Below are 13085 nucleotides of genomic sequence, written 5' to 3' on the forward strand. Positions count from 1 at the left end.
GTCAGAGGGTATCGGAGTAGTCCGACACCGGGCGCGGTGATTTCTCCGGCGGTGTCCCGACCGGATCGGCCGACGCCACCGGATCGGGCCGGTCCACGGGAGTCGCGGCCTCGACGTCGTCCGGCCGGTCGTCCAGCGGGGACGCCTGGTCGTCGGAGAGCTTGCTCCAGTCCTCGCGCCGGGCGCGCCGCCGGTCGTTCACCCGCGCGACCTGCACCGCGATCTCGAACAGCAGCGTCAGCGCGCAGGCCAGCGCCAGCATCGAGAAGGGGTCCTGCGGGGTGACGATCGCGGCGAAGACGAACAGGCCGAAGATCAGGCCGCGCCGCCACTTCTTCAGCTTCTCGTAGCTGAGCACGCCGATCATATTGAGGCCGATGATCAGCAGCGGCGTCTCGAAACTGACGCCGAAGATGATCAGCAGCTTGATGATGAAGCTGAAGTACTGCGAACCGCTCAGCGCGGTGATCTGCACATTGCTGCCGATGCCCATGAGGAAGCTCAGCGCGTGGGCCACCACCCAGTAGGCCAGCACCGCGCCCGCCACGAACAGCGTCGCGCCCGCGCCCACGAAGGCCAGCGCGTACTTGCGCTCCTTCGCGTACAGGCCGGGCGTGATGAACGCCCACAGCTGATACAGCCACACCGGGCAGGCCATGACCACGCCGGCGGTCAAGCCGACCTGGAACCGCAGCATGAACTGCTCGAACGGCGCGGTCGCCAGCAGGCGGCAGGCCCCGTCGGGGCTCAGCGCCGCGCGATGCGAGGCGGGCAGCTCACAGTACGGGCCACGCAGGATGTCACCCAGGCTCTCGACGCCCAGGAACCCGTACTGGTACCACAGGAATCCCAGCACCGTGGTGACGGCGACGGCCGCCAGCGACTTCAGCAGCCGCGAGCGCAGCTCGTGCAGGTGCTCGACCAACGACATGGTGCCGTCGGGATTCGTCCTGCGCCGACTCTGCCTGGGGTCGAACGGTATGCGCATGGATGTGGCTGCCTCGCTGGTCGCCTGTCACCGGATCCGGACACAACGCGACCCGGGATGATCGTCTCATCCCGGGATTCGCGAATCGGTTACGCCTTGTGCGTCTCCGGATTCGACTGGGGGGCCGGAGCCGACGGCTGGGCCGGGGGCAGCTCCTGCGTGGGCGCCTTGGCGGGCTGCTCCGTCTTCTGCGAGCTGTCGGATTGCATCTCGCTCATCTCGCTCTTGAAGATGCGCAGCGAACGCCCCACGCCCCGGGCCGCATCCGGCAGCCGCTTGGCGCCGAACAGGACCAGCACCAGCAATGCGATGATCAGCCAGTGCGTCGGGCTGAGTGAACCCATCGAAAACCTCCAAAGACTGTGGTATGTCGGTATGTCCGATGCTACCGGACCCCGCCGACGCGAACTCGCGCGTCAGCCGTCGTTCGCCGGATGCCGGGCGGTGTGCTCCCGCGCCGCCTGCAACTGTGCCAGCAGCTCGGGGCCCGACCAGGTCCGGGGGTCGCCCTCCTCGGCGGCCTCGACGAGTTCGGCCAGCCGGGCGTTCACCGGCGTGGGCGCCGACACCATCGCCCCGAGGTTCACGATCTCGCCGCACAGCCACCGGATCTCGGTCCGGCGGCCGCGGGCCAGGTCGTCGGCCATCGAGGAGCGGGCCATCGGATCGACCGCCAGCACGCTGCCCGCGGCCCGGGTGAACAGGGCGTCCGGCACGGTCAGCAACCGGGCCATCAGCGCGGGCGGCAGCACGGTCAGCCGGGCGGGGCGGATGCGGGCGCGCCGCATGACCGCCAGGGCCTCGGTCTGGGCCAGCGCGAGGCAGCGGCGGTAGTCGCGGTCGGCCAGTTCCTCGCGCAGCGGGCGGCCGGACAGGGCGTTGACCGCGTTGTTCAGGTTCAGCAGCAGTTTGGCCCACTGCACCGGCCGCAGGTCGGCGTGGCGGCCCAGTTCGAGGCCGCCGCGGCGGAACAGCGGCGCGAACCGCTCGAGCGCCGGATCGTCGGAGACGGCCAGCCCGCCCTCGGTGCCGCGGTGGAAGCGGCCGCCGTCGTGGTGCACGACATTGAACATCACCATTCCGGCCAGGACCGCGCACGACGGCAGCACCTCGCGGATCACGCTGTCGTTGCCGATCCCGTTCTGCAGGCTCAGCACCAGCGTGCCGGGGCGGATCCGGTCGGCGAGTTGCGCCGCCGCCTCGGCGGTCTGCGCGGACTTCACCGTCACCAGCACCAGATCGGCGGCGTCGACGTCGTCGGGCGCGGTGGCAGTGCGGAACGCCGACGGCGCGACCCGGTCGTCACCGCCGTCGAGGTCGGTCAGGCGCAGCCCGGACGCGCGGATCTCCTCGAGCAGGCGCGGGCGGCCGACGAAGGTGACATCCGCGCCGGCGGCGGCCAGTTTCCCGCCGACGAAGATCCCGATGCTGCCGGCGCCCAGCACCGTCACGCGAAACGTCAAGCGGGACCGACCTCCTCGATCACGGTCTGTTCGTAACCCGCGCCGCCGGCCTCGGCGAGCGCGGCATAGGCGGACAGCGCGGCGCTCGACCGGTCCCGCACGGCCGTCACCAGATCGGCGGGGCCCAGCACCGTCACGCCCGAGCCGAAGCCCAGCAGCAGCCGCGCCATCCAGTCCAGGGTCGCGAAGCGCATGGTCGCCTCCACGCTACCGTCGGGATGCACCGCGACCCGGTGCATCGGGTACTGGTCCAGCACCCAGCCGTAGTCGGAGTGCACCAGCAGGCGCGCCAGCGGGATGGCGGGATCGTCGGAGAACAGGTCCAGCGCAGCGGACTCGTCGGTGGCGTGGCTGGGCGGGCGGGCCGGTTCGTCGAGCTGGGTGGCCTCCTCGATGCGGTCGAACCGGAACAGGCGCACCCCCTCGGCCTGCCGGCACCACGCCTGCAGGTAGGAGTTGTTGTCCACCAGCACGATTCGGATCGGGTCGACCACCCGCTCCGACACCACGTCGCGGCTGGCCGAGTAGTACACCAGCCGCAGCGCGCGGTTGCGGGCCAGGGCGGAGCGCACCGTCGTCACCGCCGGGGCCTCCACGGGGCCGCCGGTTCGGGCCCGGCCGCGCGGCCGGGATCACCCGCGATGGCAGATTCGATCTTGGCCATGGCGGCGCGCGCGGCGGTCGGGTCGACCATGCCGGGCAGATCCGCGATCGAGCGCAGCGCCACCAGGACCGCGGTCGCCTCGGTGGAGGTCAGCCGCAGCGGGCGATCGATGCCCGCGGAGAAGGTGACCTCGATGCTCTCCTCGGAGAACGACAGGTCGATCAGATCGCCCGGGCCGTAGCCGGGCAGGCCGCACATCCACAGCTGGTTCAGGTCGTTCATCAGCTGTTTGGTGGTGACGCCGAGTTCGGACGCCGCCTCCGCCGCGCTGATGCCGGGATTGGCGAGGAAGTACGGCACCATGTTGAGCAATCTCGACAGCCGCGTCGAGAGCCGACCACTCACGAAGCCCCCACTTCCGTCCGCTCCAGCACCGACCGCAGCCGGGCGATCACGTCCTCCCGCAGCTCGGCCGGGGCCAGCACCAGCGCGTCCGGGCCCAGCCCGGCGATCAGGCGCGCCAGCCAGTCCCGCGACCGCACCGGCACCTCGATGATCTCGCCCGGACGGCCGCCGACCTCGCGTTCCTCCACCGCCGCGCCGAGCCGGCGCACGTCCTGGCCGCGGCCCTCGGCCACCCATACCGTCGCCGTGCCGGTCACCGCCGCGGCGCCCGTCACCCGCGCGACGATCGCGCGCAGATCGATGCCGTCCGGTTTGTGCACGGCGTTCTCGGGGCCGTAGGCGGTGACGTCGTCGCCGATGCGGGACAGGCGGAAGGTGCGAGTCGCGTCGCGGTCGCGATCGTGCCCGACCAGGTACCAGCGCCCGTGGTGGGTCACCACGCCCCACGGCTCCACATTCCGCATCAGATACGGGGCGTTGTGCGACATGCGGTGCTCGAACCGGACGGCCCGGCCCGCGTCGACCGCCGCGAGCAGCCGGCCCAGGGCTGCCTCCGATCCGCGGGTGCGGGCGGGGATCGCGGGGACCGTGGACAGCGCGGCATCGGATTCGACGTGAATGCCCGCCGCGCGCAGCTTGAGCAGCGCGCCCTCCGCGGCGGTCGCGAGTTCGGGTGACTCCCACAGCTGCACGGCCACCGCCACCGCGGCGGCCTCCTCGCTGGTCAGGTCGATATCGGGGAGTTCGTAGGCGTCGCGATTGATCCGGTAGCCCTCCTGCGAGGAATAGCGGCCGACCGGTCCGACCTCCAGCGGGATGCCGAGATCGCGCAACTCGTTCTTGTCGCGCTCGAACATGCGGCTGAACGCCTCGTCACTGGCGGAGTCCTCGTATCCGGCCACACTGTCGCGGATCCGCTCCGCGGTCAGGAACTGCCGGGTCGACAACAGCGCGATGACCAGATTCATCAGCCGCTCGACCTTGGATATCGCCACGCGGTAAAGAGTAATGCGGAACCCCGCATCCGTCCGCAGGGGTGCCGAGTTTCGCCTACATCGACGCGATCAGCCGATCCACTCGCTCGTCGACCGAGCGGCATCGAACACCGCTTGCAGAGGGCCGTGCGCTGGGCAGACCACTCACATGGAGGCGATCAGCCGGTCCACTCGCTCGTCGACGGAGCGGAACGGATCCTTGCAGAGGACCGTGCGCTGGGCCTGGTCGTTGAGCTTGAGGTGGACCCAGTCGACGGTGAAGTCGCGGCCGGCCTCCTGGGCGGCGGTGATGAAATCGCCGCGCAGTTTGGCGCGGGTGGTCTGCGGGGGCGTGGTGACCGCGGCGTCGACCAGCTCGTCCTCGGTGATCCGCTTGGCCAGGCCCTTGCGCTGCAGCAGGTCGAAGACGCCGCGGCCGCGCTTGATGTCGTGATAGGCCAGGTCCAGCTGGGCGATCTTGGGATCGGACAGGTCCATGCCGTAACGGTCCTGGTAGCGCTGGAACAGCTTGCGCTTGATCACCCAGTCGATCTCGGTGTCGACCTTGGCGAAGTCCTGCGCCTCGACCGCGTCGAGTGTGCGGCCCCACAGGTCGACCACGGCGTCCACCTGCGGATCGCGGTCGCGGTTGCGCAGGTGCTCGACCGCGCGGGCGTAGTACTCGCGCTGGATGTCCAGGGCGCTGGCCTGCCGGCCGCCCGCCAGCCGGACCGGACGGCGGCCGGTCAGGTCGTGGCTCACCTCGCGGATCGCGCGGATCGGGTTGTCCAGGGCGAAGTCGCGGAACGAGACGCCGGCCTCGATCATCTCCAGCACCAGGGCGGCCGTGCCGACCTTCAGCATGGTGGTGGTCTCGGCCATATTCGAATCGCCGACGATGACGTGCAGGCGCCGGTACTTCTCGGCGTCGGCGTGCGGCTCGTCGCGAGTGTTGATTATCGGGCGCGAGCGGGTGGTCGCCGAGGAGACGCCCTCCCAGATGTGCTCGGCGCGCTGCGACAGGCAGAACGTGGCCGCCTTCGGGGTCTGCAGTACCTTGCCCGCGCCGCAGATCAGCTGCCTGGTCACCAGGAACGGCAGCAGCACGTCGGAGATGCGGGAGAATTCGCCGGCGCGCACGACCAGGAAGTTCTCGTGGCAGCCGTAGGAGTTGCCGGCCGAGTCGGTGTTGTTCTTGAACAGGTAGATGTCGCCGCCGATGCCCTCCTCCGCCAGGCGCTGCTCGGCGTCGATCAGCAGCTCCTCGAGCACGCGCTCCCCCGCGCGGTCGTGGGTCACCAGCTGCACCAGGCTGTCGCACTCGGCCGTGGCGTACTCCGGGTGGGAGCCGACATCGAGGTAGAGCCGGGCACCGTTGCGGAGAAATACGTTCGAGCTCCGCCCCCAGGAAACCACCCGGCGGAACAGGTACCGGGCCACCTCGTCAGGGCTCAACCGGCGGTGGCCGTGGAACGTGCACGTCACCCCGAACTCGGTCTCGATCCCCATGATTCGTCGCTGCACACCATCGACATTACAGCCATGCCCTGTCCGAAATGGGCTGTGCGAACAAGCCGATGCATACGGGTTCACAACGATTTCACGGTCGACGCAACCCGCACAGCCTGCGAACTCGGCAAACGGCAAGGCCCCTTGCACTCGGTGGCATCGAGTGCAAGGGGCCCATTCGTCGATCGGAAGCCCGCCGGAACGCGGTCAGGGGCCGGAAGGATCGCCCGCAGAAGGCGTTTCGGGCTTCGAGTCCTCCCCGTCCTTCTTCGCCGCGGCCTTGGTGCCCGCGGCGCCCTTGTCGTCGGCGAGCAGGGTCTGTAGCTGCGGGCCGGCGATGCGGCGGAACGACCGCCGCGGCCGCGCCTGCTCCAGGGTCGCCACCTCGAGCGTGCCGACGCCGAGGACCCGCTTGTCCTTGTCACCCTCGGGGGTGCCCTTCTGCAGCACCTCCAGCGCGAGCTTGACCGCCGCGCCGAGTTCCAGGCCGGGCTCGTAGGTCTCCTTGAGCGCGGCGACGATCGGCTCGGTATTGCCGCCCATCACCACGTAGTCGCGCTCGTCCACTATCGAGCCGTCGAAGTTGATCCGGTACAGGACGCTGTTGGCGGCCTGCTCCGGGTAGCCCACCTCGCCGATGCAGATCTCCACCTCGTAGGGCTTGAGCTGATCGGTGAAGATGCTGCCCAGCGCCGAGGCGTACATATTCGCCAGCGCCCGGCCCGTCACATCGCGCCGGTCGTACTGGTAGCCGCGGAGGTCGGCCTGCAAGATGCCGCCGCGGCGCAGGCTCTCGAACTCGTTGTACTTGCCGACCGCGGCGAACCCCGCGCGGTCGTAGAGCTCACTCACCTTGTGCAGCGTCGCCGAGGGGTTCTCGGCGACGAACAGCACACCCTTGTCGTACACCATCACCACGACACTGCGGCCCCGTGCGATGCCCTTGCGCGCAAGTTCGGTCTTGTCGCGCATGATCTGTTCGGCCGACGCGTAGTACGGCAGTGTCATGCTGTCGCGCTCCCTTCTTCCGCCGCCGCACGAGCATCGACGATCGCCCGGCCGATCTCCGCCAGCCGGTCGTCCGAAACCTCTTCGGACCCTTCGGCGCCGATCGTGACGGCCGTCGGGAAGATGCCGCGCATCAGGTCCGGGCCGCCGGTGGCGGTGTCGTCGTCGGAGGCGTCCAGCAGGGACTCCACCGCGATGCGCAGCGCGCGGTCCTCATCGATGTCGCGGTGGTAGGTCTTCTTGAGCGACGACTTGGCGAAGACCGAACCCGAGCCGACGGCGGTGTAGCCGAAGCGCTCCTCGCTGCGGCCGCCCACCACGTCGTAGGACACGATGCGACCGGCCCGCTCGGGATCGGTGGCCTCCAGGTCGTACCCGACCAGCAGCGGCACGACCGCGAGGCCCTGCAGGGCGGCGGGGAGGTTGTCGCGCACCATCTTCGACAGCTTGTTGGCCTTACCGTCGAAGGTCAGCGGGACGCCCTCGATCTTCTCGTAGTGCTCCAATTCCACGGCGAACAGCCGGATCATCTCCACCGCCACGCCCGCGGTGCCGGCGATGCCGGCCGCGGAGAACGTATCGGTGATGTACACCTTCTCCATATCGCGGCTGGCCAGCAGGTTGCCCTGGGTGGCACGCCGGTCGCCCGCGATCAGCACGCCGCCGCGGTAGCTCACCGCGACGATCGTGGTGCCGTGCGGGGCGATGTCCTGCGACGGCGTCCCGTGCGGGGCGCCGCCGGAGATACGGCCGAAACCGTTGCCCGGCAACAGTTCCGGCGCGTGATCCCGCAGATATTCGGAGAAGGACGACAGGGCGTACCCCATGTGGAGCCGCGTGGGGTCACCTGATGTCACTGGCCGCCTTTCTGAACGTATGCGCGCACGAAGTCCTCCGCGTTCTCCTCGAGCACATCGTCGATCTCGTCGAGCAGGTCGTCGGTGTCCTCCGCCAGCTTCTCGCGACGCTCCTGCCCCGCGGCCTCGGGACCAGCCGCGTCATCATCCTCGTCGCCGCCACCGGCGCGCTTGGTCTGCTCTTGTGCCATAGCAGCCGACCTCCTCTGTACTGATATCGGCGAGCATCGGAGAAGATCCGATGCTCGTACGTCAACACTACCCAGCGTCAGGGACAACTTGCCGGATTACCTCGCAATGTGCCCCGGCCGCGACCTCGCGCACCACCCTATTTCCCGCGCTCCCCCACCCAATTTCCCGCGCTCCCCCACCTAATTTCCCGCACTCCCCCACCCAATTTCCCGGGATGCTTTTGGCCGGGACCTCGCGAGGTCCCGGCCAAAAGCATGCCGGGAAACGAGGGGATGGGGCGGACGCTATGTCGTCAGCTGCTCCACCAGCTCAGCGGCCGTGTCCACGCCGTCGAGGAGCTTGCCCACGTGGGACTTGGTCCCGCGGCGCGGCTCCAGGGTCGGGATGCGGACCAGCGAGTCGCCGCCGAGGTCGAAGATCACCGAATCCCAGCTCGCGGCCGCGATATCGGCGCCGAAGCGGCGCAGGCACTCGCCGCGGAAGTAGGCGCGGGTATCGGTCGGCGGCGCGGTCATCGCGTCCATGACCTGCTGCTCGGTGACCAGCCGCTCCATGGATCCGCGGGCGACGAGGCGGTTGTAGAGGCCCTTGTCCAGCCGCACGTCGGAGTACTGGAGATCCATCAGGTGCAGTTTCGGCGCGGCCCAGCCCAGGCCCTCCCGGCTGCGCATCCCCTCGAGCAGCCGCAGCTTCGCCGTCCAGTCCAGCAGGTGGGAGGTCTCCAGCGGATCGCGTTCGAGCAGGTCCAGCACGTGCGCCCACTTCTCCAGGACGTCGGTGACGCGCGCGTCGTCCGTGCCCTCGCGGCCGTGGAACTTCTCCACCCGGTCGAGGTAGATCCGTTGCAGCGCAAGGCCGGTCAGCTCGCGGCCGTCGGCCAGCGCCACCGCCGCGCGCAGCGTCGGGTCGTGGCTGATGGAGTGCACGGCGGTGACCGGGCGCGCCAGCTGCAGATCCGACAGGTCCTCCCCCGCCTCGATCAGGTCCAGCACCAGCGCGGTGGTGCCGACCTTGAGGTAGGTGGACCATTCGGCGAGATTCGCGTCGCCGATGATGACGTGCAGGCGGCGGTACTTGTCGGCGTCGGCGTGCGGCTCGTCGCGGGTGTTGATGATGCCGCGCTTGAGCGTGGTCTCCAGGCCGACCTCGACCTCGATGTAGTCCGAGCGCTGCGAGAGCTGGAAGCCGGTCTGGTCACCGGACTGCCCCAGCCCGACCCGCCCCGATCCGCACACCACCTGGCGCGAGACGAAGAACGGGGTCAGGCCGACGATGATCTGATTGAACGGCGTGTCCCGGTTCATCAGGTAGTTCTCGTGGGTGCCGTAGGAGGCGCCCTTGCCGTCGACGTTGTTCTTGTACAGCTGCATGCGCGGGGCGCCGGGCACGCTCGAGGCGTAGCGCGCGGCGGCCTCCATCACGCGCTCGCCGGCCTTGTCCCAGATCACCGCGTCGAGCGGGTCGGTGACCTCCGGTGCGGAGTACTCCGGGTGGGCGTGGTCGACGTAGAGGCGGGCGCCGTTGGTGAGGATCATGTTCGCCGCGCCGACCTCGTCCGCGTCGATCACGGGGGCGGGCCCGTTGAGCCGTCCCAGATCGAAGCCGCGGGCGTCGCGCAGCGGCGACTCCACCTCGTAGTCCCAGCGGGTGCGCTTGGCGCGGGGCACGCCCTCCGCCGCCGCGTACGCCAGCACCGCCTGGGTGGACGTGAGAATCGGGTTGGCCGACGGCTCGGTAGGCGTGGAGATGCCGTACTCGACCTCGATTCCGATGATGCGCTGCATTACTCGAGCCTATGCGACGACGCGCCGCGCGGGGCCATCCCGGGTCGGGCGTGGCCCGGCGAATCGCCCGCAGGAAGGACCCGAATGTCCTCCTGATGACGGACGACCATACCTATACGATCGTATGAGAATTATTCGCATGTCCAAATCGCTCGCACCGGCTCCCGCGGTCGCCTCGCCACCGTCCGATCGCCGTCCCGCCCGGCTACCCGCCCTGGATGTGCTGCGCGGTATCGCGATTCTCGGCACCCTGGGCACCAATATCTGGATCCTCACCGATCCGCAGGGCCTGATCGGCTACCTCGAGGACTTCGGCGCCCCGGCCGACGCCTGGCAGTGGACCGAGCGCGTCCTGCAACAGCTGGCCCAGGGTAAATTCCTGGGGCTGCTCACCCTCATGTTCGGCATCGGGCTCGCCATCCAGCAGCGGTCGGCCGTGCGCGGCGGGCGTCCCTGGCCGGGCACGTACCCGTGGCGGGCCGGGCTGCTGTTCCTCGACGGTCTGCTGAACTTCCTGTTCGTCGCCGAATTCGACGTGCTGATGGGCTATGCCGTCACCGGGGCCGTCGTCGCGTACATCCTCGCGACGAGCGAGCGGGCGCAACGGCGCTGGCTGCTGATCGCCGCCGGGGTACACACGGCGATGCTGACACTGATCGCCGTGGGGATGACTCTCGCGGCGGCACAGGGCGATTCGAGCGCGTCGACCGGTTCGCCGACCCTCGACCCCAATCCCTACGCCGACGGGTCGTTCTGGGATCTGGTGGTCTTCCGCGCGACACACGCCGGAATCTTCCGGCTGGAGCCGATATTCGTCTTCCCGATGTCGATCGCGCTGTTCCTGCTGGGCGTCCGGCTGTTCCGGGCCGGGCTGTTCGAACCGGCGGGACGCCGCCTGCGCCGGCGGCTGATGGCGCTCGGTTTCGCGGTGGGCGCGCCCCTGGATCTCGCGCTCGGCCTCGCGAACGGGAATCTCGTCCTGATCACCCGGTACGGCACCGCGCCGCTGGTCGCGCTCGGCATCCTCGCGCTGGTCGCCGAGTTCTACGTGGGGCGGACCCGGGCCGGGTTCGTCGGCCGCCGCTTCGCCGAGATCGGCCGGATGGCGCTGAGCTGCTACATCCTCCAGAACCTGGTCGCGTCCGCGCTCTGTTACGGCTGGGGGCTCGGACTGGCCGCGCAGGTCGAGCCGGACGCCCGGGTGCCGTTCACCGCGGCCGTCTACCTCGTGGTGTGCGTGACCATGCTGATCTTCGCCCACCTCTGGCTGCGGATCTTCGACCGGGGACCGGTGGAGTGGTTGTGGCACACCAGCTATCGCGCGATCACCCGGGAGCGGACGGCGTCACCCGCGTGATCCCCGCATCGCCGCCGCAATGTGCAATGATTTCCATGTTCGTTCCCGGCGCGGGTCACAGGTCGCCGGGCTGTACAGGTCCAGCGAGCGAAGCGTCGGAACGTAGCAACGGGGGTATACGCGGTGTCCACACCGATCGTGGAGTCGACTCGTTCAACCCCGCGTGGCCCTCGCCTGTCGTCGACCTACGTCCTCGCCGGACTGCTGGCGCTGGGACTGGTGTTCGCCGGGCCGCTCGCGCACTGGTTCGAGTCGGACGCGCGACTGCAAACGGCCGCAACGGTTTTCACCGGCGTCTTCATGCAGGCCGTGCCGTTTCTGGTCCTCGGCGTGGTGATCAGCGGGGGCATCGCGGCATTCGTCTCGCCCGATCTGCTGCGAAAACTGCTGCCGCGCAACGAATCCGCCGCCATCGGGGTGGCCGGTCTGGCGGGCATCGCGCTGCCCGGCTGTGAATGCGGTGCGGTGCCGGTGTCGCGCCGGCTCATGGATCAGGGCGCGCCCGGCGCGGCGGCCTTCGCCTTCCTGCTGTCGGCCCCCGCGGTAAATCCGGTCGTGCTGATCGCGACCGCGGTGGCGTTTCCCGGGGAGCCCGGCATGGTGGCGGCGCGGTTCGCCGGATCCCTGGCCACCGCCCTGCTGATGGGCGCCCTGTGGTCGCGGTTCGGGCGGCCGGAATGGTTCACCGCGCGGCCCCACGGGCACGAGCACTGGGCGCCGGGGCGCTCGCGGTGGCAGGTGTTCACCGAGGCCGCCCGGCACGACTTCCTGCAGGCCGCGGCGTTTCTCGTGGTCGGCGCCGCCGCCGCGGCCGCGCTGCACGTGCTGGTCCCGGCCGGCTGGTATCGCGGCCTCGCCGGGCAGATGCTGGTGTCGATCGTGGTGCTGGCGCTGCTGGCGGTCGTCCTCGCCCTGTGCTCGGAGGCGGACGCGTTCGTCGCGGCGAGCATGTCGAGCCTGCCGCTGCTGCCGCGGCTGGTCTTCCTCGTGGTCGGCCCGGCGGTGGACGTGAAACTGTTCGCCATGCAGGCCGGGACGTTCGGCCGCCGGTTCGCGCTGCGGTTCGCGCCCGCCACCTTCGCGGTGGCCACCTGCTGCGGCGCGCTGGCCGGGGTGATCTTCGTGGGGGTCCGATGAACCGGGTGACACAGAACTTCGTCCTGCTGCTGATCGGCGGGGCCGTCCTGCGGATCGCGCTGGACGGCACCTATCTGCGCTACGTCAAGCCCGGCCTGCAGCCGTACCTGATCGTCAGCGGTGCGGCCCTCACGCTGCTGGCGCTCCTCGCGATCGCCCGGGACATCCGGACCGGCTGGGCCGCCGCCGATTCCGGGCATCACCACAGCGGGCGCTCGCAGTGGCTGCTGCTCGCCCCGATCGCCGCGCTGCTGATCGTGGTGCCGCCCGCGCTGGGCGCGGGGGCGGTGCAGAACGGCAGCACCGCACAGGCGAGCGTGGGCGCGCCCGCCGCCACCGACGACGGCAAATTCCCCTTCCCGCCGCTCCCCGCCGGCGCGGCGCCGACCATCCGCATGTACGACGTGATCGACCGCGCCTCCTACGATTCGAGCGGCGCGCTGGATCACCGGGAGATCACAGTCCTCGGCTTCGTGGTGCGCACCGATAACGACGGCGCGCCCCGCACCGACGGCACCCGCAGCGGCGTCGATCTCGCCCGCCTCGTCATCACCTGCTGTGTCGCCGACGCCCAGCTCCTGCGCATCCACCTGTCGGGCCCCTTCGATCCCCCGCCGGACGACACCTGGGTCTCCGTGCGCGGCACCGTCGAACCGAACAGCTCCCGCCCGGAGACACAGATGACCCCCACCCTGCACGTGACGGAATTGCACCCGATACGTACTCCCGCCAGGGTCTACGGGTAGCTCGGCGTTCGTCCGACGGAACGAGATCCCGGCCAAAAGCGTGCCGGGAAACGAATATCGC

Annotated in this window: 12 protein-coding genes and 1 pseudogene; 3 read left to right on the forward strand and 10 right to left on the reverse strand. The window is 69.8% G+C overall.

Going from position 1 to position 13085, the window contains the following annotated elements:
* Position 1: 1 nt before the first annotated feature.
* The 10 genes and pseudogenes from tatC to dop all read right to left on the reverse strand — a co-directional run bounded on the left by tatC (position 2) and on the right by dop (position 9784).
* On the reverse strand, positions 2–988 hold the full coding sequence (gene tatC, locus ON41_RS16135) for a twin-arginine translocase subunit TatC (protein ID WP_040748417.1): 987 nt from the start codon (positions 986–988) through the stop codon (positions 2–4).
* Positions 989–1077: 89 nt separating this feature from the next.
* Positions 1078–1332: a Sec-independent protein translocase subunit TatA gene (tatA, locus tag ON41_RS16140; protein WP_040748418.1), complete on the reverse strand. Its 255-nt coding sequence runs from the start codon at positions 1330–1332 to the stop codon at positions 1078–1080.
* Between the two features lie 72 nt (positions 1333–1404).
* A complete protein-coding gene (locus ON41_RS16145; protein WP_040748419.1) occupies positions 1405–2451 on the reverse strand; it encodes a 2-dehydropantoate 2-reductase in 1047 nt (348 codons plus the stop codon).
* Positions 2448–3418: pseudogene (locus ON41_RS16150) on the reverse strand (helix-turn-helix transcriptional regulator). The gene ON41_RS16145 and the pseudogene ON41_RS16150 overlap by 4 nt, the downstream one beginning before the upstream one ends.
* 38 nt (positions 3419–3456) lie before the next feature.
* Positions 3457–4455, reverse strand: a complete 999-nt coding sequence (locus ON41_RS16155) for a helix-turn-helix transcriptional regulator (RefSeq protein WP_040748420.1) — start codon at positions 4453–4455, stop codon at positions 3457–3459.
* 144 nt (positions 4456–4599) lie between these two features.
* Entirely contained in the window at positions 4600–5958 is a 1359-nt protein-coding gene (pafA, locus tag ON41_RS16160; RefSeq protein ID WP_184782294.1) for a Pup--protein ligase, read from the reverse strand.
* 192 nt (positions 5959–6150) lie between these two features.
* Complete coding sequence (prcA, locus tag ON41_RS16165; RefSeq protein WP_040748422.1) at positions 6151–6951, reverse strand: proteasome subunit alpha; 801 nt, start codon at positions 6949–6951, stop codon at positions 6151–6153.
* Positions 6948–7778, reverse strand: coding sequence for a proteasome subunit beta (gene prcB, locus ON41_RS16170; RefSeq protein ID WP_051161613.1), 831 nt, complete (start codon positions 7776–7778; stop codon positions 6948–6950). The genes prcA and prcB overlap by 4 nt, the downstream gene beginning before the upstream one ends.
* A 26-nt stretch (positions 7779–7804) precedes the next feature.
* Positions 7805–7999 (reverse strand): ubiquitin-like protein Pup, encoded by a 195-nt coding sequence (locus ON41_RS16175; protein ID WP_040748424.1) that lies wholly within the window; start codon positions 7997–7999, stop codon positions 7805–7807.
* Between the two features lie 285 nt (positions 8000–8284).
* Complete coding sequence (dop, locus tag ON41_RS16180) at positions 8285–9784, reverse strand: depupylase/deamidase Dop (RefSeq protein WP_040748425.1); 1500 nt, start codon at positions 9782–9784, stop codon at positions 8285–8287.
* Between the two features lie 139 nt (positions 9785–9923).
* On the opposite strand from dop, the gene ON41_RS16185 reads away from it, so the two are divergent.
* The 3 genes from ON41_RS16185 (at position 9924) to ON41_RS16195 (ending at position 13024) form a co-directional block, all read left to right on the forward strand.
* On the forward strand, positions 9924–11141 hold the full coding sequence (locus tag ON41_RS16185; RefSeq protein WP_051161615.1) for a DUF418 domain-containing protein: 1218 nt from the start codon (positions 9924–9926) through the stop codon (positions 11139–11141).
* A 123-nt stretch (positions 11142–11264) separates the two neighbouring features.
* Positions 11265–12278 (forward strand): permease, encoded by a 1014-nt coding sequence (locus ON41_RS16190; protein WP_246829540.1) that lies wholly within the window; start codon positions 11265–11267, stop codon positions 12276–12278.
* On the forward strand, positions 12275–13024 hold the full coding sequence (locus ON41_RS16195; protein ID WP_040748426.1) for a TIGR03943 family putative permease subunit: 750 nt from the start codon (positions 12275–12277) through the stop codon (positions 13022–13024). Before ON41_RS16190 ends, ON41_RS16195 begins: the two co-directional genes overlap by 4 nt.
* The last annotated feature ends 61 nt before the right edge of the window (positions 13025–13085 follow it).

Origin of the sequence: Nocardia transvalensis NBRC 15921 (genome assembly GCF_000308875.1) — a bacterium.
Classification (GTDB): Bacteria; Actinomycetota; Actinomycetes; order Mycobacteriales; family Mycobacteriaceae; genus Nocardia; species Nocardia transvalensis.

Excerpts from the sequence above, each read along its gene's own strand:
- tatC (WP_040748417.1), bottom strand. The coding sequence starts at position 988 with ATGCGCATACCGTTCGACCCCAGGCAGAGTCGGCGCAGGACGAATCCC.
- tatA (WP_040748418.1), bottom strand. The coding sequence starts at position 1,332 with ATGGGTTCACTCAGCCCGACGCACTGGCTGATCATCGCATTGCTGGTG.
- prcA (WP_040748422.1), bottom strand. The coding sequence starts at position 6,951 with ATGACACTGCCGTACTACGCGTCGGCCGAACAGATCATGCGCGACAAG.
- prcB (WP_051161613.1), bottom strand. The coding sequence starts at position 7,778 with ATGGGGTACGCCCTGTCGTCCTTCTCCGAATATCTGCGGGATCACGCG.
- ON41_RS16175 (WP_040748424.1), bottom strand. The coding sequence starts at position 7,999 with ATGGCACAAGAGCAGACCAAGCGCGCCGGTGGCGGCGACGAGGATGAT.
- dop (WP_040748425.1), bottom strand. The coding sequence starts at position 9,784 with ATGCAGCGCATCATCGGAATCGAGGTCGAGTACGGCATCTCCACGCCT.
- ON41_RS16185 (WP_051161615.1), top strand. The coding sequence starts at position 9,924 with ATGTCCAAATCGCTCGCACCGGCTCCCGCGGTCGCCTCGCCACCGTCC.
- ON41_RS16195 (WP_040748426.1), top strand. The coding sequence starts at position 12,275 with ATGAACCGGGTGACACAGAACTTCGTCCTGCTGCTGATCGGCGGGGCC.